Genomic DNA, 21,075 nt, shown 5'->3' on the forward strand with positions numbered 1-21,075 from the left:
TCCGCCGTCTCACCCTCTCGCGTACTTATGCCTGCCGGAGGACCTTCGTTAGCATCGGTGAGTCGCACGGGCAGCCCGACCGTGCCGTGCGGCGGTGGGCCCGTGCCCGCCGAGGGTCCGCGTGCCGGGCGCGACGAGGGACGACCGTCCCCGGACCGCCGTGCGCACCTCGCACGACCCCGCGCGCAACGAGCGCACAGGTGTGGACAACTATGTGGATGACGACCGTCCGTGCCACACTCACCGAGCCCGCTGGACCGAGGACCGAGGTAGGACGTTGCCACAGGACGAAGAGCCGGCCCGCGTCTGGGGTCACGTCGTCGCGAGCCTCGAGGCGAGCCCCGACATCACCCCCCGCCAGCTGGCGTTCGTCCGTCTCGCCCACCCGCTGGGCCTGCTCGACGGCACCATGCTGCTCGCCGTCGGCAACGACCTGACGAAGGAGTACCTCGAGTCGCGGGTGCGCGGCGAGGTGACCCAGGCGCTGTCGGAGGCGCTCGGCCGGGAGGCCCGGTTCGCCATCACGGTCGACCCCGAGGTGGCCGACGACGTGCCGCCCGCGCTGCGCGTGGTGCCGACCTCCGCCCCGACGCCGTCGTACGAGCGCAACGGCGACGCCCGGCCCGATCTCGCGCTCGTCTCGTCGCACCACGCCTACGCGCAGAGCACGGACGGCGCCGCCGAGGGCTCGCGCTCCGAGGACCCGCCCGACCCTGAGCCCCGCGGCGAGAGCCGGGCCCCGCTGCGCTCGGTCGACCGGTCGGGACAGGACTCCCCCGCGCCGCGCCGGGGTCTGTCCGAGCCGGCACGGCTGAACCCGAAGTACCTCTTCGAGACGTTCGTCATCGGCTCGTCCAACCGTTTCGCGCACGCGGCAGCCGTGGCGGTCGCCGAGGCGCCGGCCAAGGCCTACAACCCGCTGTTCATCTACGGCGACTCGGGACTGGGCAAGACGCACCTGCTCCACGCGATCGGGCACTACGCGCAGAACCTGTACCCGACGGTGCGGGTGCGCTACGTGAACTCCGAGGAGTTCACCAACGACTTCATCAACTCCATCGGCGAGGGCAAGGCGGGCGCGTTCCAGCGTCGCTACCGCGAGGTCGACGTCCTGCTCATCGACGACATCCAGTTCCTGCAGGGCAAGGAACAGACGATGGAGGAGTTCTTCCACACGTTCAACACCCTGCACAACGCGAGCAAGCAGGTCGTCATCACGTCCGACGTCCCGCCCAAGCAGCTGAACGGCTTCGAGGACCGGATGCGTTCGCGCTTCGAGTGGGGCCTCATCACCGACGTCCAGCCGCCCGACCTCGAGACCCGGATCGCGATCCTGCGCAAGAAGGCCGCGAGCGAGCGCCTGCAGGCCCCGGACGACGTGCTGGAGTACATCGCGTCGCGGATCTCCACCAACATCCGCGAGCTCGAGGGTGCCCTCATCCGCGTCACCGCGTTCGCCAACCTCAACCGCCAGCTGGTCGACGTGTCCCTGGCGGAGATCGTGCTCAAGGACCTCATCTCCGACGACCAGACGCAGGAGATCACGTCGACGACCGTCATCGGCCAGACCGCCGCGTACTTCGGTCTGTCGATCGAGGACCTCTGCGGCTCCAGCCGCTCGCGCGTGCTCGTGACGGCCCGTCAGATCGCGATGTACCTGTGCCGTGAGCTCACGGACCTGTCGCTGCCCAAGATCGGGCAGGCCTTCGGCGGGCGCGACCACACGACGGTGATGCACGCGAACCGCAAGATCCGCGAGCTGATGGCCGAGCGCCGGTCGATCTACAACCAGGTGACCGAGCTGACGAACCGGATCAAGCAGCAGCACCGCGGCTGACCGCCCTCCCCGGCCGCGACGGTGCGTCCGAGGAGTTCTCCACCGCGCCGGACAGTTGTCCACAGGTTTGCCCACCGCCTGGGGACACTTGTGAACTCCTTCACCCAACAAGGCCCCACGGCAGGCGACGAGCCGGGTCAGGCGCGCGCACGACCGCGCTGACCTGCATCGACAGCACGCGGTCCTTCCGGCCCACGCGACGCCCTCACCCGCTCTCACCAGCGTCGAAGCGCTTCGCTATGAGAGGACTCTCACGACAAACCGCCACCAAACACTTGACGGCGCGGTGAAAGGGCGGGTGAAACACGCATGGGACGAATGTTCACACCTGTGCACAGGCCTGTGGACGACGGTGGACGACACGTGCTGGAGCTGTGGACAGGAGGGCACCTGTCGGTGGACGGCGGCGGACGGTGCTCGCGGCGTGCACCGACGTCCACGGACGACACCCCTGGCGCCACAGCCGGCCTCACAGGCCTCCATGGCACCTGACCTGCACACGGACCCGTCATCCACATGATCAACAGCCCCGATGACGACGACGACCCATCTACCAGGAAGAGATCCACACACCGACGTGAGGCTGCGGACCGCTGCGACCAGGGCCGGCCCGACAACCGCCCGGATCACCGTCGTCACGGTGTACCGGCCGTCGGACCTGTCGCGTAGTGTTCGGCACAGCCCCGCCAGCGCCCGCTGCCGTGCCCGGACGTGCCCGCACCCGCCCGCACCGAAGAGCACCCGGGCCGGACGACGAGAAGGTGATGCATGAGGTTCCGCGTCGATCGTGACGTGCTCGCCGATGCCGTCACGTGGACCGCACGCAGCCTGCCGACCCGGCCTCCTGTGCCCGTCCTCGCAGGTGTACGCATCGAGGCGGACACCACCGGCACCATCCAGCTGTCGAGCTTCGACTACGAGGTCTCGGCCCGGGCACAGCTGCCGGCGGACGTGAGCGAGCCCGGCACCGTGCTGGTGTCCGGCCGGCTCCTGGCGGAGATCTCCCGTGCGCTGCCGGCCAAGCCGGTCGACGTCGTCCTGGACGGCACGAAGGTCCAGGTCACGTGCGGGGCCAGCCGGTTCACGCTGCTGACCATGCCCGTCGAGGACTACCCGAACCTGCCGGTGATGCCCGAGCTGACGGGCACCGTGGACGGCGACGAGCTGACGCACGCGGTCGCCCAGGTGTCCGTCGCCGCGAGCCGGGACGACACGCTGCCGCTGCTCACGGGCGTCCGCGTCGAGATCGAGGGCGAGAAGGTCACGCTCCTCGCGACCGACCGCTACCGCCTCGCCCTGCGCGAGATGACCTGGAAGCCGGCCAACCCCGCGGTCCAGGCCGTCGCACTGGTCCGCGCACGCACGCTCTCCGACGCCGCGAAGTCGCTCGGGGGCGCGGGTTCGGTCTCGGTCGCCCTGTCGACCGGTGGCGGTGTCGACCTCATCGGCTTCGAGGCCGCCGGTCGCCAGACGACGAGCCTGCTCGTGGACGGCGACTACCCGCCCGTGCGCCGGCTCTTCCCCGACGAGACGCCGATCCACGCGATCGTCAACACGCAGGCGCTGACCGAGGCCGCCAAGCGCGTCGCGCTCGTCGCGGAGCGCAACACGCCGATCCGGCTGACGTTCAGCGAGGGCCAGGTCGTGCTGGACGCCGGGCAGGGCGACGACGCGCAGGCGTCGGAGGCCCTCGAGGCGGTCCTCGTCGGTGACGACATCTCGGTCGCGTTCAACCCGCACTTCCTGGCCGACGGCCTGGGTGCGCTGGACACGACCTTCGTGCGGATGTCGTTCACGCACCCGAACAAGCCCGTGGAGTTCACGGGCCAGGAGTCGCTCGAGGGCGACGACCTCAAGGACTACCGCTACCTGCTGGTGCCGATCCGCTTCGCGAGCTGACGCCGCACGGGCGGGCACGCCGCAGGTGCGGCACAGTGACCGGGACGGACGGCGGGCAGGGCCCGGCGCGGAAGAGGAGCGACGGCATGCACATCGGTCTGGTGGGTCTGGGCAAGATGGGCGCGAACATGCGTCTGCGGCTCCGGGACGCGGGCATCGAGGTCACGGGGTTCGACCGGAACCCCGACGTGACGGACGTGCCTTCCCTGGAGGCCCTCGTCGACGCGCTCCCCGCCGGTGAGCGCGTCGTGTGGGTGATGGTGCCCTCGGGAGCGGTCACGGACGCCGTCATCCGCGACCTCGCCGGCCTGCTGGCGCCCGGGGACCTCGTCATCGACGGCGGCAACTCGTACTACCAGGACGACGCGGCGCACGCCGCCGTGCTGGCCGAGCACGGCGTCGGCTTCGTCGACGCCGGGGTCTCGGGCGGCATCTGGGGCCTGGAGAACGGGTACGGCCTCATGGTCGGCGGCGCGCCCGACGACGTCGAGCGCGCGATGCCCGTCTTCGACGCCCTGCGGCCCGCGGGCGAGCGTGCCGACGGCTTCGTGCACGCCGGGCCGGTGGGGGCCGGTCACTACGCCAAGATGGTGCACAACGGCATCGAGTACGGCCTGATGCAGGCGTACGCCGAGGGCTACGAGCTCCTGGCCGCGAAGGACCTGATCACGGACGTGCCGGCGACGATGCGCGCGTGGTCGACGGGCACGGTCGTGCGGTCGTGGCTGCTGGACCTGCTGGTCCAGGCCCTCGAGCAGGACCCGCGCTTCGGTGCGATCGACGACTGGGTCGAGGACTCGGGCGAGGGCCGGTGGACCGTCGACGAGGCGATCGACCTGGCCGTCCCGGCGCCCGTGATCTCCGCGGCGCTGTTCGCGCGCTTCGCGTCGCGGCAGGGCGAGTCCCCCGCCATGAAGGCCGTCGCCGCGCTCCGCCAGCAGTTCGGTGGCCACGCCGTGCGCGCCGCGGGCGCCGAGACGGTGACCCCGTCGGCACCGCCGACGTCGGAGGCCTGAGCCGCGTGTACGTCGCGCACCTGTCCCTCACCGACTTCCGGTCGTACCACCAGGTCGAGCTGCCGCTCGAGCCGGGGATCACGGCGCTGGTCGGCCCGAACGGGCAGGGCAAGACCAACCTCGTCGAGGCCGTCGGGTACGTCGCGACGCTCGGCAGCCACCGCGTGCCGTCCGACGCCGCGCTGGTGCGTGCCGGCGCGAACCGCGCCGTCGTGCGCGCCAAGGTGGTGCGCGAGGAGCGGCCCACGCTCGTCGAGGTCGAGATCACCCCGGGCAAGGCGAACCGGGCGCGCGTCAACGGCGGCTCCCCCGGCCGCGCGCGCGACGTGCTCGGCATCCTGCGGACCGTCCTGTTCGCCCCGGAGGACCTCTCCCTCGTCAAGGGCGATCCCGACGGCCGGCGCCGGTTCCTCGACGACCTGCTGGTCCAGCTCACGCCCCGCATCGCGGGCGTGCTCGGGGACTACGAGCGGGTCCTGCGCCAGCGGTCGGCGCTGCTCAAGTCGGCAGCGGCGGCGACCCGGGCCCGCGCGGGCGCGGACCTGCGCACCCTCGACGTGTGGGACGCCAAGCTCGCGCAGACCGGTGCCCAGGTCGTCGTCGCACGCCAGGCGCTCGTCGCCGCCCTGCGGCCGCGTGCCGCGGACGCCTACCGCCAGGTCAGCTCCGGGCAGGGCGAGCTCGGGCTGACGTACCGCTCGTCGCTGGACGCGGCGTCCGGGCCGGACGCGGGCGAGCCGGTCGTCGGAGCCGACGCGACCGTCGACCTCGTCGAGGCGCGCCTGCTCGACGCCATGGGCCGGCTGCGCTCCAAGGAGATCGAACGGGGCGTGTGCCTCGTCGGCCCGCACCGGGACGACCTGCAGCTCACGCTCGGAGACCTGCCGGCCAAGGGGTACGCGAGCCACGGCGAGTCCTGGTCCGTGGCGCTCGCGCTGCGGCTGGCGTCGTACGCGCTGCTCACGCACGGGGTCGACGACGCGGGTGCCTGGGCGGCGGACTGGGGACCGGACGGCGAGCCGGTGCTGATCCTCGACGACGTGTTCGCCGAGCTCGACACCCGCCGGCGGGAGCGGCTGGCGGAGCTCGTCGCCGGCGCGCGCCAGGTGCTGGTCACCGCCGCGGTGGCGCAGGACGTGCCCGAGCCGCTGGCGGGTGCGCGTGTCGACGTCATGGGCGGCGAGGTCGCACGTGTCCTCTAGGCGCGGCCGTGCCGCCTCCCCCACGCGCCCCGCGGACACCGCCGGGACGTCGGGACGCACCGCTCCCGAGCAGCCGGCGCCCGACGACGGCGCCCTGCTGCCCGCGCCGACGGAGGTCCCGGACGGGGTCCCCGTCTCCGAGCTCGTGACGCTCACGCCGCCCGAGCAGGTGGTGCGTGCGGCCCTGGCCCGGGCGAAGGCGGCGGCACGCGCCCGCGGCCTGCGACCTGGCGTGGTCCGCAGCAGGCCGCTGACCAGCGGCTCCGCACCCGGTCCGCGCGATCCCCAGCCGCTGGCGGTGTCCGCGGGCCTGCTCGCGCGGGACCTGGGCTGGGAGCCCGGGCTCGTCGTGGGTGATCTCGTGCACCGGTGGGCGCACATCGTCGGGCCGCAGGTCGCCGAGCACTGCGAGTACGTGTCGTTCACCGCGGGGCTGCTCACGGTGCGCGCGTCGTCCACGGCGTGGGCGGCCAACCTGCGGCTGCTGGCCCCGGCGATGCTGGCGCGGTTCGACGAGACCCTCGGGGAGGGCGTCGTCGTGCAGATCGACGTGCTCGGACCCGTCGGTCACGGGTTCGGCCGCGGTCCGCGGCGCGTCGCCGGGCGGGGCCCGCGCGACACGTACGGCTGACCACCGTCCGCACCGGGGCGGCACGCCCCCGACCTGCCCGCTCACGGGCGTCCACCAGGTAGACTGGACAGGTCAACAAAGGAGCCTGCCTGGCCCCGTGAGCCGAGAACTCCACCGACGTGGAGTGATCCGGTCTCCTGGTGGCTGACAGCCGCTCACGACGCGCCCTGGCGCGTACGAGCTCTCGAGGAGAACCGCTGCCCGTGGCCGACCAGAGCACCCCTCGCGACCCGCACGACGAGACCGCCGAGGGGCAGGGCGCGGCAACCCCCCCGCGCACGCGCCCGATCGACGACGGATCGTACGACGCCAGTGCGATCACCGTCCTCGAAGGTCTCGAGGCCGTGCGCAAGCGTCCCGGCATGTACATCGGCTCGACGGGCGCCCGCGGCCTGCACCACCTGGTGTACGAGGTCGTCGACAACTCGGTCGACGAGGCGCTGGCCGGGTACTGCGACACCATCGAGGTGACCCTGCTGGCTGACGGCGGCGTGCGCGTCACCGACAACGGGCGCGGCATCCCCGTGGCGATCCACCCGACGGAGGGCCGGCCGACCGTCGAGGTCGTCATGACGATCCTGCACGCGGGCGGCAAGTTCGGCGGCGCCGGCTACGCGGTCTCGGGTGGTCTGCACGGCGTCGGCATCTCCGTGGTGAACGCGCTGTCCTCGCGCGTCGAGACCGTGGTCAAGCGCGACGGGCACGTGTGGAGCCAGGACTTCGCGGACGGTGGCAAGCCCGTCGGCGGCCTGCGCCAGGGCGACGCGACGGACGAGACCGGCACGTCGCAGACGTTCTGGGCCGACGGCACCATCTTCGAGACGGTCGACTACGACTTCGAGACCCTGCGCGCGCGGTTCCAGCAGTACGCGTTCCTCAACAAGGGCCTGCGGATCTCGCTCACCGACGAGCGCCCGCAGCACACGGGCACGGACGACGAGGTCACGGGTGAGGCCGGGGACGCCCAGCAGCCCGCGTCGACGGTCCGGACCGTCTCGTACAAGTACGACGGCGGCCTGGTCGACTACGTCACGCACCTGAACTCGGCCAAGAAGGTCGACCACGTGCACCCCGAGGTCATCGACTTCGAGGCCGAGGACAAGAGCCGCAAGATCGCGGTCGAGATCGCGATGCAGTGGACGACCGCCTACTCCGAGTCGGTCCACACGTTCGCCAACACGATCTCGACGACCGAGGGCGGCACGCACGAGGAGGGGTTCCGTGCGGCGATGACGTCGCTGATGAACCGCTACGCGCGCGAGAAGGGCATCCTCAAGGAGAAGGACGAGAACCTCACGGGTGACGACATCCGCGAGGGTCTGACGGCCGTCATCTCCGTCAAGCTCGGCGAGCCCCAGTTCGAGGGCCAGACCAAGACCAAGCTCGGTAACACCGACGCCAAGCGCTTCGTCCAGCAGGTCGTCAACGACCAGCTCGGCGCGTGGCTCGACGCGCACCCGGTCGAGGCGAAGGACGTCATCCGCAAGTCGATCCAGGCGGCTGCCGCCCGCATGGCGGCCCGCAAGGCGCGTGAGGCGACCCGCCGCAAGGGCCTGCTCGAGTCCAACTCGATGCCCGGCAAGCTGCGCGACTGCCAGTCGAACAACCCGGCCGAGTGCGAGGTGTTCATCGTCGAGGGCGACTCCGCCGGTGGCTCGGCCGTCCGTGGTCGCAACCCCCGGACACAGGCGATCATGCCGATCCGCGGCAAGATCCTCAACGTCGAGCGCGCCCGCCTGGACAAGGCCCTGGGCAACCAGGAGGTGCAGGCGCTCATCACCGCGTTCGGCACCGGCATCGGCGAGGACTTCGACCTCGCGAAGCTGAGGTACCACAAGATCGTGCTGATGGCCGACGCCGACGTCGACGGCCAGCACATCCGCACGCTGCTGCTGACGCTGCTGTTCCGGTACATGCCGCAGCTCATCACGCACGGGCACGTGTACATGGCGCAGCCGCCGCTGTACCGCATCAAGTGGAGCAACGCCCCGCACGACTACGTCTACTCCGACCGGGAGCGGGACGCGGTGATCGCCGACGGGCGCGCGAACGGCCGCCGCCTGCCCAAGGAGAACGCCGTCCAGCGCTACAAGGGTCTGGGCGAGATGGACTACACGGAGCTGTGGGAGACCACCATGGCGCCGGAGCACCGCACGCTGCTGCAGGTGACGATGGACGAGGCGGCCGCTGCCGACGAGACGTTCTCCGTGCTGATGGGCGAGGACGTCGAGGCGCGACGCGCGTTCATCCAGCGCAACGCCAAGGACGTGCGCTTCCTCGACATCTGACGCGGGTGCCGGGGACGCCGGCGCACGCGACCGAGCTGGTTAAGACGACTGGAGTGACCCGCACGTGACCGAGACCCCGGGCGAGATCGAGCACGGCCGCATCGACCAGGTGGACCTGCAGCTCGAGATGCAGCGTTCCTACCTGGACTACGCGATGGCCGTCATCGTGGGCCGTGCGTTGCCGGACGTGCGCGACGGCCTCAAGCCGGTGCACCGGCGCGTCATCTACGCGATGTACGACGGCGGCTACCGGCCCGACCGGCAGTTCTCCAAGTGCAGCCGCGTCGTCGGCGACGTCATGGGCAAGTACCACCCGCACGGTGACACGGCGATCTACGACGCCCTGGTGCGCCTCGTGCAGGACTGGTCGCTGCGCTACCCGCTGGCCTCCGGGCAGGGTAACTTCGGCTCCCCCGGCGACGACCCGGCGGCCGCCCCGCGGTACACCGAGACCAAGATGGCCCCGCTGGCCATGGAGATGGTCCGGGACATCGACGAGGACGCCGTCGACTTCCAGGACAACTACGACGGGCACACCCAGGAGCCCTCGGTCCTGCCGTCGCGCTTCCCGAACCTGCTGGTCAACGGCTCGGCGGGCATCGCCGTCGGCATGGCGACGAACATCCCGCCGCACAACCTGCGCGAGGTCGCCGCGGGTGTGCAGTGGCACCTGGACCACCCGGAGGCCTCCAAGGAGGAGCTCCTCGAGGCCCTCATGGCCCGGATCAAGGGCCCCGACTTCCCCACGGCCGCGACGATCCTGGGCCGCCGGGGCATCGAGGACGCGTACCGCACCGGCCGTGGGTCCATCACGATGCGCGCGGTCGTCGAGGTCGAGGAGATCCAGGGCCGGCAGTGCCTGGTCGTCTCCGAGCTGCCGTACCAGGTGAACCCCGACACGCTGGCGAAGAAGATCGCGGACCTCGTCAAGGAGAACCGCGTCCAGGGCATCGCGGACATCCGCGACGAGACCTCGGGCCGCGCGGGCCAGCGCCTCGTCATCGTGCTCAAGCGCGACGCCGTCGCCAAGGTCGTCCTCAACAACCTCTACAAGCACACGCAGCTGCAGGACACGTTCGGCGCGAACATGCTCGCGCTCGTCGACGGGGTCCCGCGCACGTTGAGCCTCGACGCCTTCGTCCGCCACTGGACGTCGCACCAGATCGACGTCATCCAGCGCCGCACGCGCTACCGCCTGCGCAAGGCGGAGGAGGACATCCACATCTACCGCGGGTACCTCAAGGCGCTCGACGCGCTCGACGAGGTCATCGCGCTGATCCGGCGCTCCCCCGACGCCGAGCAGGCCCGCAACGGCCTGATGGAGCTGCTCGAGATCGACGAGCTCCAGGCCCAGGCCATCCTCAACCTGCAGCTGCGCCGGCTCGCGGCGCTGCAGCGCCAGGAGATCCTCGACAAGCACGCCGAGCTCGAGGCCGTCATCACCGAGCTCAACGCGATCCTCGCGTCGCCGGAGCGTCAGCGGCAGATCGTCAGCGAGGAGCTCGCGACGATCGTCGAGAAGTTCGGCGACGAGCGGCGCACGCACATCCTCCCGTTCGACGGCGAGGTCTCGATCGAGGACCTCATCGCCGAGGAGGACGTGGTCGTGACGATCACGCGCGGCGGTTACGCCAAGCGCACGCGCGTCGACGCGTACCGGGCGCAGCGTCGCGGCGGCAAGGGCGTGCGCGGCGCCCAGCTGCGCGAGGACGACATCGTCGACCACTTCTTCGTCACGACGACGCACCGCTGGCTGCTGTTCTTCACCAACCTGGGCCGGGTGTACCGGGCCAAGGCGTACGAGCTGCCCGAGGCGGGCCGCGACGCGAAGGGTCAGCACGTCGCGAACCTGCTGGCCTTCCAGCCGGGCGAGAAGATCGCCCAGGTCCTGGACCTGAGCGACTACCAGCAGGCCGAGCACCTCGTGCTGGCGACCAAGCGCGGTCTGGTGAAGAAGACGCGCCTGACGGAGTACGACTCCAACCGCAGCGGCGGCGTCATCGCGATCAACCTGCGCGAGGACGACGAGGGCCGTCCCGACGAGCTGGTCGCGGCGCGCCTGGTCGACTCCCACCAGGATGTGATCCTCGTCTCACGCCAGGGCCAGTCGGTGCGCTTCACCGCGTCGGACGACGCGCTGCGTCCCATGGGGCGGGCCACCAGCGGCGTCACGGGCATGAAGTTCCGCGGCGACGACGACCTGCTCGCGATGGACGTCGTCCGTGAGGACGCCTACCTGTTCACCGTCACCCAGGGCGGCATCGCCAAGCGCACGGCCCTGACCGTCGACAACTACCGCCAGCAGGGACGCGGTGGCCTGGGGATCAAGGTCGCCAACCTCCCCGAGGCGAACGGCGACCTCGTGGGTGCGCTCGTCACCGACGCGGACGACGAGGTGCTGGTCATCATGGAGCGCGGGAAGATCGTGCGCTCCTCGACGTCGGAGGTGAACGCGACCGGTCGCACGACGCAGGGCGTCATCTTCGCCAAGCCCGACGCGAACGACCGGATCATCGCCGTCGCCCGGAACAGCGAACGACACCTCGAGGACGATGGCGGTACCGTGGGCGAGAGCGTCGACAACACCGACGCAACCGACGTACCGGACCCGGACGGGTCGGTGCCCGACAGCGGTGACCGGCCCGCGGAGGACGCATGAGTGACACGCCCCCCTCGATCCCGCCGCGCAAGCGGCCGACGGGTCCCCTGACGGACGGCGGGCCCCAGCCGGCCGAGCAGAAGGGGTCCGTCCGGGCCCCGGAGCACGACGCGGCAGGCAGCTCCTGGTCATCGGTCGGCGGTGCCGGACGGTCGACGCCCCCGACGTACACGGTCGACGTGCGCAGCAGCGCCGTCCCCACGTCGTCGACGGGGCGCTCCACGAGCCCGTCGGGCCCGCGGACGGACACGGCGCCGCGGCCGTCGGCGGAGTCGCCTCGGCCGGCCCCCGCGCCGGCTGCGGAGGAGGGGGCCGGGGACGACCAGGAGCCGCCCTCGCCACTGGTCACGGCGGTCGACGCGACCACCGTCTGGCTGAAGAAGGCCGCCGAAGCCACTGGATCGGGACTCTCGAAGGCGTACTCTCAGCTGACCCGCCCCCGCACCGAGGACGACCACATGACCACGACGCCGACGGCAGCCGGTGCCGCCACCACCGAGCGCCCCGTCCCCCGGACGACGGCGCCCGTCACAGGTGCCACGGCGCGTCCCACGACGGGACGCATCCCCACGATCGGCGGTGGACCGCGCCGCGTGCGGCTCGCGATCTCCCGGGTCGACCCGTGGTCGGTCATGAAGCTCGCGTTCCTGCTGTCCGTCGCGATCGGCATCATGATCGTCGTCGCGGCGATCGTCGTGTGGTTCACGCTCGACAGCCTCCACGTGTTCACGCAGATCGACGACCTCGTCACGCAGGTCGTCGGCACCGAGAGCCCGCTGGACATCCTGGCGTACGTGTCGTTCGAGAAGACCGTCTCGGCTGCCACGCTGGTCGGCGTCATCGACGTCTTCCTGCTCACGGCGCTCGCGACCATCGGCGCGTTCCTCTACAACATCGTGGCGGCGCTCGTCGGCGGCGTGCACGTGACGATGACGGACGAGTGAGCCGTCCGGGACACCCCGACGCCGACGCGACCGGTTTGGGCGCGGCGGCTCGCCTGGGGTAGTCTCGACCGTCGCGCCCACCCGGTGCGGATCCCCCGAGGATCGAACCGGTCGGACGTGTCACGGGCCTATAGCTCAGACGGTTAGAGCGCTTCCCTGATAAGGAAGAGGTCACAGGTTCAAGTCCTGTTAGGCCCACTCTGCAGGCACGCACCGCGTGCTCCGCGGTCTGCCGGCACCCACCCGAGACGGGGGAACCGATGAAGAAGCTCCTGCTCCTGGCCGCGGTCGCGGCTGTCGGCTACGTCGCCTGGCAGAAGTACGCGCAGGACCGCGACGAGCGGGACCTGTGGGCAGAGGTCACCGACACCTTCGAGTGACCGCTCGCCCGACCGGGGGCCATGGCGCAATTGGTAGCGCACCTGCTTTGCAAGCAGGGGGTTAGGGGTTCGAGTCCCCTTGGCTCCACGTCGGCGGACGACGCAGGACACTGACGTCCTGCGTCGTTCTGCACGTGCCCGGACGGCTCACTGCGCGGGGAACGTCGCCCAGATGTTCTTGGCCTCGTCCGTGGCGTACCAGCCGACCTTCAGCGACAGCTGCCGCGCCAGGTGCAGGCCCAGTCCCCCGGCGCCGGTGATGCGCGTGCCGGCGTAGACCGGCTGCGACCCCGGGTCGTGGTCCGCCACGTCGAGGAGCCACTGCTCGTCCGTCCGCGACAGCGCCACGGTCGTCGGCGGGACCCCGTGCGTGAGGGCGTTCGCCGCGAGCTCGGTCGCGATGAGGACCAGCTTGTCGGGCGTCGACCCGAGGTCCTGCCGGGCACCCGCGGCGTGGCCGCCGATCTCGTCGGCGAGCTCGTGCCGCAGCGTGCGCAGCTGCGAGGTCGATGCGAGCGCCCAGCGCCGCACGGGCGCGAACCCCTCGGGCGGGAGGCGCACCGGCAGCCCTGCGTCCTCGTCCGTCAGCTCCAGTCGGTCCAGCCTGCTGTCCACCACGTCCTGACCTCCCCTCGTCCAGGAACGAGCCTCACAGGCCGCAGGCGATCGCGCACCTCGCACGGCGTGCCGACACGAAATGAGCACGACACGGGTCCCGTGAGACGGGGATCCTCCTGCGTGGCCCGCCGGGACACGTCCGCCGGGTCCTCCGCCCGGCGACCCCGGGCGACGACCGAGGAGGAAAGTCGTGACCGGCACGTTCCCCGTCGCCCTGCGCGGTGCCGTCGCACCTACGCTCATGTGGGCCCACGAGCAGGACGTCGAGCCCGCCGCCCTGCAGCAGCTGCGCAACATCGCCGCCCTGCCGTGGGTGCACGGGGTGCGCGTGATGCCCGACGTCCACCTCGGCAAGGGGGCGACCGTCGGTTCGGTCATCGCGATGCGCGACGCCGTGTCGCCCAACGCGGTGGGCGTCGACATCGGCTGCGGGATGATCGGGGTGCGGACGTCGCTGACGGCCGACGACCTGCCCGACGACCTGCACGCGCTGCGGTCCGCGGTCGAGTCCCGCATCCCGGTCGGCTTCCGCTCGCACGACGAGGCGGTCGACCTGCGTCGGCTGCGCCCGATCGGCGCGCGTGCGCGGACCGCGGAGGCACTGCGGGGCGCGGACGCGTTCTGGGCGCGGTTCGGGTCCCTGACACCCCGTGTCCGCGACCTGGAGACCCGTGCGCGGCGTCAGCTCGGCTCGCTGGGCGGCGGCAACCACTTCCTCGAGGTGTGCCTGGACGACGACGACGGCGTGTGGCTGCAGCTGCACTCCGGCTCGCGGAACATCGGCAAGTCGCTCGCGGAGGTGCACGTCGCCGTCGCCAAAGGGCTCCCCACAACCAGGGCCTGGTGGACCGGGACCTGGCGGTCCTGCTCGCGGGCACGCCCCAGATGGACGCCTACCTGCACGACCTGTGGTGGGCGCAGGAGTACGCGGCGCGGTCGCGTGCGGTGATGATGACGCTGTTCGTCGACGCCGTCCGGGCCACGTTCGCGGACCGTGACGTCGTCTTCGAGGAGGTCGCGAACGTGCACCACAACTACGTCGCGACCGAGCACATCGACGGCGCCGACCTGGTCGTCACCCGCAAGGGCGCGATCCGGGCCGGCGCGGGCGACGTAGGCCTCATCCCGGGGTCGATGGGCACGGGCTCGTACATCGTGCGGGGCCTGGGGAACCCGGCGTCGTACTGGTCGGCGTCCCACGGCGCCGGCCGGCGCATGTCCCGTGCGGCGGCCAAGCGGACCTTCACGCTCGACGACCTCGCGGCGCAGACCGCGGGCGTCGAGTGCCGCAAGGACGTCGGCGTCCTCGACGAGATCCCCGGTGCGTACAAGGACCTCGACCAGGTGATCGCGGCGCAGTCGGACCTCGTGGAGGTCGTCGCACGACTGCGCACGATCGTGTGTGTGAAGGGCTGACCTGCACGAATGCGGCGTCCGGTACCCGTCCGACCGACGGGTGCCGGGCACCGTGCACGAGCCACGGCAGATGTGGTGTACAGTCATTGCTGCGTCAAGCCGCGCGAACACGTCCGCGGCGCTCTTCGGTCTCTCAGCATCGAAGCGAGAACCATACGCACCCGGCAGCGCCGCTGCCGGCCAGGATCTCCGCCCACAGGGGGCGGAGCGGAAGCAGAGAACATCACACACACCACCTTCGAGCACCGGCCGGTCGCTGCTGCGATCGACGAGAGCTCAGGAACGGACGCCGTCTGGCGGTCCGTCGACGACGACCTGTGGGTCGGGACCGTCGACGGTGAGTACGCCGGGCTGATCGTCCGTGACCCCGACGGCTTCCATGCCCACGACCGCTGGACGCGGCACGTGGGCATCGCCCCGACGTTCGACCGTGCGACGTGCCTCCTGGCACCGGCCCGCACCCGCCCCCACCGGGCACGTCGCACGTCGACCCTTCACCGTCTGCGCCCCTCGGGGCGTGGCAACCGGCGCCGCACCAGCGCGCCGACCGACCGAACGAGAGAAGACATCATGACCACCGGCACCGTGAAGTGGTTCAACGCGGAGAAGGGCTTCGGCTTCATCTCCCCCTCGGACGGCTCCGCCGACGTGTTCGCACACTTCAGCGCGATCGTCTCGACGGGCGGCTTCCGCACGCTCGAGGAGAACCAGCAGGTCGAGTTCGAGGTCACGCAGGGCCCCAAGGGCCTGCAGGCGTCGGACATCCGTCCGCTCTGATCCACACCGTCGTCCCCGTGCCTGCACGGGTCTGACTGACGCCCACGAGGGCCGCGCAGCACTGCTGCGCGGCCCTCGTCGTGTCCGGGGGTCGGTCCTGTCCGACGTCAGGCGCGGACGCCGCCGCGTGCCCGGCGGAGGATGTCGGCGAGGACGTCGTCGGTGTAGACCGGCCGCGGCTCGTCGGTGGTCGTACCGTCCTCGAGCGTCGCCCAGTGCCAGTGGGGCCGCACCTCGGCCGTCGGGCCGTCGTCGTCGAGCTGCAGGTCCAGGACGACGGCGTAGCGGTACCCGAACCGTCGCTGGATGGCCCGCGCCGCGGTCAGGTCGGCCGTCCCGGGGGCCGCGGTCGCCGCGTCGGCCGTGAGCTCGACCAGCAGCAGGTTGTGCTCCGGCCCCAGGCGGCCGCGCTGGTGCACGATCAGGTGGGGCGGCCGGTGGGTCGTCCCGTCGAGGCGCACGGACGACTCCAGCACCATGCCCGAGCGGTCGTACTCCGCGTCGACGTCCCACGTCTTCTCGATCATGGAGCGCAGCGACCAGCCGAGGTGGAACGAGATGGTCCTCTCGGAGGGACGGCTCGTGCCGGCGGACGGCGCGAACAGCGTCCACTCGTCGACGAGAGTGGTGGTGAGTGCGATGCGTACCCGGGCCTGCAGGTCGGCGAGGAGCATGCCGGGACGCTACTGCGCGACGGCGGTCCTGCGCAGGGACTTCTGGCCGTGACGGGGCGGCAGGTGTCTGCGCGTCAGACCATGCCGAGCTGCTCGCGCACCGGGCCGAGTCCTTCGATCCGGACGTCGAGGCGCAGCTCGTCCGGCCGGGCGTCCCAGTCGGCACGGTCGAGGACGAACAGCTGGCTGTCGATCGGCCCGTCCTCGCGTGCCTGGTGCAGGATGCCGTTGGGCCGGTAGCCGATCTTGCGGCTGACGCCCGAGGAGCCGGGGTTGTCGACGAAAGCCGAGCTGGTCGCGTGCCGGGCGTCGAACCCCTCGAAGAGCAGGTGCAGGACGAGCAGCCGCATCCGCGTGCCCACGCCGCCGTGCTGGTGCCGCAGACCGAGCCACGAGCCCGTCGCGGCCGTCCGCGTCACCAGGAAGTCCTTGGCGTACACGCCCTGCGTCCCCAACGGCTCACCGTCGCGCACCACGGCCAGCTCGATCGCCCAGTCCCACGGCGTTGTACGTTGGCGCAGGCCCCACTGGTACGTCATCACGCTGCGGGCGACCTGCACCGGCGTGCCGCGCGTCCACGGCACCAGGAAGGGCATGTAGTCCGGCTGGTGCACACCCTGGGCGGCGAGCCGGGCCAGGTCGAGCAGCATCCGGTCGTCCGGCGCCCGCAGCTCGAGGTCCCCGCTGATCACGCGCAGCCCGGTCAGCGGCCAGACCTGCTCGTCGGTGAGCGTCACCGGCACCGCCGGGGAGGTCTGCGTCGCGGGGGAGTCGTCCATGCCCGCAGCGTCCCCGGTCGCCGGTACGGGGTCAACCCGACGCGGACGACCCACCCTGAGCGTGAGGGCGGGCGGTGGAGGACGCGCAGCTGACCAGTGGTCACCGAGGGGTCCTCCGGGTGACCAGTGGTCAGTTGGTGGGTCTGTGGTGCTCGATCGGGTCTCCCAACTGACCAGTGGTCACCCGGCGACGGGTAGGCCGCGCCCGGGGACGCGACGAGGGCGCCGCGCATCGCGCGGCGCCCTCGTGCGGTGTCCGACCGCCCCCGCGTCGGACACCAGCCCGGACGGGCGGAACGGGCCGCCCGCCCGGGGGTTGGATCGGTCCCGGTCCGGCGACGTCGGGGGTCGAGCCGGACCGGGACCCGTCTGTCACCCGGCCGCGCAGGTGGCGCCGTTCACCGTGAACGACGTCGGGGCCGGGTTCTGGCCCGTGTGCGAGCCGTTGAAACCGAGGTCGACCGACGCGCCGGGCGCCAGCGTGGCGTTCCACGCCGAGCCGGTGGCCGTGACCCTCGTGCCCGTCTGCGACCAGGTCGCGCTCCAGCCCTGCTGCACCTTCTGCCCGGCCGTGAGGTCGAACGCCAGGGACCAGGTCAGGCTCGTCGAGCCGTTGTTCTTCAGCCGGAGCGACGCGGTGAAGCCCGAGCTCCAGCTGTTCGCCGAGTACGTCACGGCGCACGCCGCCGGGCCGGAGCCGGGCGTGGGCGTCGGCGACACGCTGGGCGTCGGCGACACGCTGGGCGTCGGCGACACCGTCGGCGTGGGCGACACGGACGGCGTCGGCGACACCGTCGGCGTGGGCGTCGGCCCCGTCCCGTCCGGGACGGTGCCCCAGACGCGGGTGCCGGCCTCGTGCAGCGTGATCCCCGTCGTCTTGACCGGGTCCCCCGTGGCCGGCAGGCCGACGAACGACGGGTCGTTCGTCGCGTCCCACCCGGCGGCGCCGGCCACCCGGAACTGGATCTCACGCCGGTGCTGCGACTGCCCACCGGGGTGGATGTTCTGCCCCGCGCAGCTCAGCTCGGCGTAGTACAGGCTGCCGCCGGCGTGGACCACCTTCGCGGGCGTCGTGCCGCACTCGCTGTAGTTGGTCGACACGGTCACGGCCGACGCGGGCACGCCGGCGTCCAGCGTGAACCAGTACCGGATCGACGCGTTCGTCAGCGAGCGGGCCGGGAACGCCGACCGGTTGCGGATGATCGCCTTGACCTCGGTGAACGTGCCGCCCGCGGGCTGGTTGAGCTTGGCCTCGACGAACAGCTCGTCCTGGTCCGGCTCCTCCGGCTGGGGGAAGGACGCGAGCGGCGTGCCCCCGTACTCGGCCGCCAGGTACGCCAGCGCACCGGTGAACCCGGCGTTGTAGTCGGTGGCCACCTCGTTGGCGACGTAGTCCCCGCGGTCGTCGGTGTAGGCGTCGTTGGCCGAGCCGGGCCCGCCCACGAGCGCGCCGTACAGCACGTGCCGCGTCTCGACCGGGTCCTTCAGCGAGTCCAGCCAGGACCCGTGGGCCGTGCGGTGGTGCGGGTTCTTCGGCGGGTTGGCACCGAAGCCCACGACGTACGAGGACTTGCGGGGGTTGTCGCCCAGCGCGTAGTGGATCTGCCGGACGCCGAAGTCGTGGTACCTGGCCTTGCGCGTGGTGTCGGTGAGCCAGTCGCTGTAGACCAGGGCGACGAACGACGTGTTGGCGGCGTACCGCAGCGCACCCCACGAGTCGAGGACGGCCATGCCGCCGGGGGAGTAGTTCACGCGCGCGCCGTTGACGCCCACGGTCCAGTAGTCGAGCCAGCGGTTCGCGTCGTCCACGTACTTCTGCTTGCCCGTCTCCATCGCGAGCAGCGCGTACGTCGCGTACGACTTGTCGTCCCAGGCCACGGTCCACTTGTACGACTTGGTCGACGTCTGGTTCTCGTTGCTGAGCTTGTCGTACTCCGCCTCGGCCTTGGCCAGGTACGTCGCGTCGCCGGTGGCCTTGTAGAGCCAGTACGCGCCCCAGACGAGCTCGTCCTGGTAGCCGGACCACGACTTGTAGAACGACTGCGCGTCGGTCACGCAGTCGGAGTACTTGCCGCGGTACGTGTCGGCGAACGAGTAGAGCTGCTTCGCGTGCGTCAGGAGCGTCGCGGAGTAGGCGGCGTCGGACCCCTGGAAGACGATGGACGCGGAGGCCATGGCGGCCGCCGTCTCGGCTGCGGCGTCGGACCCGGGGCACGCGGCGGTGATCTTGTACGCCGGTCGGGCCATCGTCATCGCCTCGGCGGGGCCCCACCACTTGTGGTCGTCGTCGCCCTTGCCGACCTGCACGTACAGCTCGTCGGGTGCCGTGTGCGCCTTGACGAAGTAGTCGTTGACGGCGCGCAGGTTGTCCCGCAGCTCGTCGGTCTGGCCCGCCTGCGTGTACCCGGCGGGACTCTCGATGGCGCCCCACGCCAGCATCGTCGCGGTGAAGGCCATCGGCAGGCCGAACTTCACGTGGTCGCCGGCGTCGTACCAGCCGCCGGTCAGGTCCTTGCCGACGTCCTTGCCGTCGTCGAGGGCGGAGTCGCCGCGCCACGAGACGGGGTAGTCGGCCGGCAGGTCGCCCGAGCGCTGCGCCTGGTAGAAGAACATCGACTTCTGCAGCGCCTCGGCGTAGTTGTACGCGGGGGCGGCCTGGGCGTCCTGCGCAGGCAGCGTGACGGCTCCGGCGACGACCGCGACGACGGCGGCTCCGGCCCACAGCGCGCGGCTCTGCGCGCGGCGGGTGGGGGTGCGTGGCATGGCACTTCCCTTCGACGAAGGGGCGCCGGTGGAGCGCTCCCACAGGCTCCGCCCGTCGCGCGACGACGTCGCACGTGACGGTGGGGGCCTGCGCCGATCGTGCTGAGGGCGCGGGTGGCGGTCAACGCCCAAAACGCTTAGGCAGAGAAGTGCGCCGGCCCCGGTCCGTCATCGACGGGCCGGGGCCGGCGGCAGCGAGCGTGGTCGCGTGTCAGGACGCGGGCGTCTCGCCCTCGTCCGGCGTCTTCGGGGTCGAGCGGCGCGTCGCCCGGCGGGCGGTCTCCTGCGCCGCGTCGCGGGCCTCCTTGGCCTTGTCCCCGAGCTCCTCGGTCGCGTGGCCGACGGCCTCCGCCGCCTTGCCCACGGCGTCGCGGCCCTTGGCCACCGCGGAACCGGCCGCCTCGCCGACCGCGTCGGCGGCGTTGCCCACGGCGTCGGACAGGTCCGCCGTGGCCGTGTTCGCGCGAGCCTTGAGGGACTCGCCGCCGAGCGAGTCGGCAGGCTCCCACGGCTCGGCCCACGGGTCCGTGGTCGATCGCGAGCGGAGCCACGAGAACGCCGCGGCACCGGCACCCACGAGCCCTGCGACCAGGAAGAACACCTTGACGCCCGAGTGCTTGCGGTCCGCCTTGGCGGCCTCCTTGGCGGCCTTCTTCGCCGCCTTGGCGACCTTCTTGGAGTGCTTGCCCGCCTGCGTCGCGGCGACGTCCGCCGCGTGCTCGACCTGCGCACCCGCCCGCGCGGCGGCCAGGTTCACCGCGGCGACGAGCTGGGGGATGAGGTCGTCGACCAGCTTGTCGTGCGCGGTGTCGATGGCCGGCGTCGCCAGCTTCGCGGCCTTCTCCACCTGCGGCGCGGCGGTCTTGACGCTCTCCTTGTACAGGTGCTCCACCTGCGGCACGAGCCACGCGACGAAGGCCTCGACCTTCGGCGTCGTCCAGTCCTTGGCCTGGCCGGCGGCGTCACTTGCCTTCGTGGCGCCGTACCTGGCGCCGTCGGCGAGCGAGGCGCCGAGCCCGGCTGCCTGTCCCTTGAGGCGTTCGGTGTCCACGTCGATCTTCGGACGATGGGTCATCTGCGACTCCCGCGCTGTCTCGGCTGGTCTCGGCTGCTGCTGCTGACGTCTTCTCACATGCTGCTCGACGCTGTGACCTCACACTCTGCCACCGCTGCGGCTCTCGTGCCCGGTGCA

The 21,075-nt window shown here is 71.6% G+C and carries 15 protein-coding genes, 2 tRNA genes and 1 pseudogene; 13 read left to right on the forward strand and 5 right to left on the reverse strand.

Going from position 1 to position 21,075, the window contains the following annotated elements; genetic code table 11:
* The first annotated feature begins 277 nt into the window (after window positions 1-277).
* The 11 genes from dnaA (at window position 278) to NP075_RS00055 (ending at window position 12,944) form a co-directional block, all read left to right on the forward strand.
* Window positions 278-1,837, forward strand: coding sequence for a chromosomal replication initiator protein DnaA (dnaA, locus tag NP075_RS00005; RefSeq protein WP_227563663.1), 1,560 nt, complete (start codon window positions 278-280; stop codon window positions 1,835-1,837).
* A gap of 768 nt (window positions 1,838-2,605) precedes the next feature.
* Entirely contained in the window at window positions 2,606-3,736 is a 1,131-nt protein-coding gene (dnaN, locus tag NP075_RS00010) for a DNA polymerase III subunit beta (RefSeq protein WP_227563664.1), read from the forward strand.
* An 86-nt stretch (window positions 3,737-3,822) separates the two neighbouring features.
* Window positions 3,823-4,752, forward strand: a complete 930-nt coding sequence (gnd, locus tag NP075_RS00015) for a phosphogluconate dehydrogenase (NAD(+)-dependent, decarboxylating) (protein ID WP_227563665.1) — start codon at window positions 3,823-3,825, stop codon at window positions 4,750-4,752.
* Window positions 4,753-4,757: 5 nt separating this feature from the next.
* A complete protein-coding gene (gene recF / locus NP075_RS00020; protein ID WP_227563666.1) occupies window positions 4,758-5,954 on the forward strand; it encodes a DNA replication/repair protein RecF in 1,197 nt (398 codons plus the stop codon).
* Window positions 5,944-6,585, forward strand: a complete 642-nt coding sequence (locus NP075_RS00025) for a DciA family protein (RefSeq protein WP_227563667.1) — start codon at window positions 5,944-5,946, stop codon at window positions 6,583-6,585. The genes recF and NP075_RS00025 overlap by 11 nt, the downstream gene beginning before the upstream one ends.
* Window positions 6,586-6,872: 287 nt before the next feature.
* On the forward strand, window positions 6,873-8,873 hold the full coding sequence (gyrB, locus tag NP075_RS00030; protein WP_227563680.1) for a DNA topoisomerase (ATP-hydrolyzing) subunit B: 2,001 nt from the start codon (window positions 6,873-6,875) through the stop codon (window positions 8,871-8,873).
* Between the two features lie 64 nt (window positions 8,874-8,937).
* Window positions 8,938-11,532, forward strand: coding sequence for a DNA gyrase subunit A (gyrA, locus tag NP075_RS00035; RefSeq protein ID WP_227563668.1), 2,595 nt, complete (start codon window positions 8,938-8,940; stop codon window positions 11,530-11,532).
* Between the two features lie 458 nt (window positions 11,533-11,990).
* Complete coding sequence (locus NP075_RS00040) at window positions 11,991-12,476, forward strand: DUF3566 domain-containing protein (RefSeq protein ID WP_256791333.1); 486 nt, start codon at window positions 11,991-11,993, stop codon at window positions 12,474-12,476.
* 124 nt (window positions 12,477-12,600) lie between these two features.
* Window positions 12,601-12,674, forward strand: a tRNA-Ile gene (locus tag NP075_RS00045).
* 62 nt (window positions 12,675-12,736) lie between these two features.
* Window positions 12,737-12,856: a DLW-39 family protein gene (locus tag NP075_RS00050; RefSeq protein WP_213319957.1), complete on the forward strand. Its 120-nt coding sequence runs from the start codon at window positions 12,737-12,739 to the stop codon at window positions 12,854-12,856.
* A gap of 15 nt (window positions 12,857-12,871) precedes the next feature.
* Window positions 12,872-12,944, forward strand: a tRNA-Ala gene (locus tag NP075_RS00055).
* Window positions 12,945-13,003: 59 nt separating this feature from the next.
* Here NP075_RS00055 and NP075_RS00060 read toward each other — a convergent pair.
* A complete protein-coding gene (locus tag NP075_RS00060) occupies window positions 13,004-13,471 on the reverse strand; it encodes an ATP-binding protein (RefSeq protein WP_250788354.1) in 468 nt (155 codons plus the stop codon).
* 244 nt (window positions 13,472-13,715) lie between these two features.
* Between NP075_RS00060 and NP075_RS00065 the strand changes: the two are divergent.
* Window positions 13,716-14,890 (forward strand): annotated as a pseudogene (locus NP075_RS00065) (RtcB family protein).
* A gap of 570 nt (window positions 14,891-15,460) precedes the next feature.
* The gene (locus tag NP075_RS00070; protein ID WP_227563671.1) at window positions 15,461-15,667 is read left to right on the forward strand and encodes a cold-shock protein; all 207 of its coding nucleotides are present in this window, start codon (window positions 15,461-15,463) and stop codon (window positions 15,665-15,667) included.
* A 107-nt stretch (window positions 15,668-15,774) separates the two neighbouring features.
* Here the strand turns inward: NP075_RS00070 and NP075_RS00075 are convergent, their stop codons facing one another.
* From NP075_RS00075 to NP075_RS00090, 4 genes are all read right to left on the reverse strand, one after another.
* The gene (locus NP075_RS00075) at window positions 15,775-16,341 is read right to left on the reverse strand and encodes a hypothetical protein (RefSeq protein ID WP_227563672.1); all 567 of its coding nucleotides are present in this window, start codon (window positions 16,339-16,341) and stop codon (window positions 15,775-15,777) included.
* Between the two features lie 74 nt (window positions 16,342-16,415).
* Window positions 16,416-17,120 carry a GNAT family N-acetyltransferase gene (locus NP075_RS00080; RefSeq protein WP_227563673.1) on the reverse strand — a complete coding sequence of 235 codons (705 nt, stop codon included), beginning with the start codon at window positions 17,118-17,120 and terminating at the stop codon, window positions 16,416-16,418.
* Window positions 17,121-17,492: 372 nt separating this feature from the next.
* On the reverse strand, window positions 17,493-19,883 hold the full coding sequence (locus NP075_RS00085; RefSeq protein WP_227563674.1) for a glycoside hydrolase family 9 protein: 2,391 nt from the start codon (window positions 19,881-19,883) through the stop codon (window positions 17,493-17,495).
* Window positions 19,884-20,094: 211 nt separating this feature from the next.
* Window positions 20,095-20,958, reverse strand: a complete 864-nt coding sequence (locus tag NP075_RS00090) for a hypothetical protein (protein WP_227563681.1) — start codon at window positions 20,956-20,958, stop codon at window positions 20,095-20,097.
* Window positions 20,959-21,075: the final 117 nt, after the last annotated feature.

It is taken from the genome of Cellulomonas wangsupingiae, from assembly GCF_024508275.1.
Lineage (GTDB): Bacteria > Actinomycetota > Actinomycetes > Actinomycetales > Cellulomonadaceae > Cellulomonas > Cellulomonas wangsupingiae.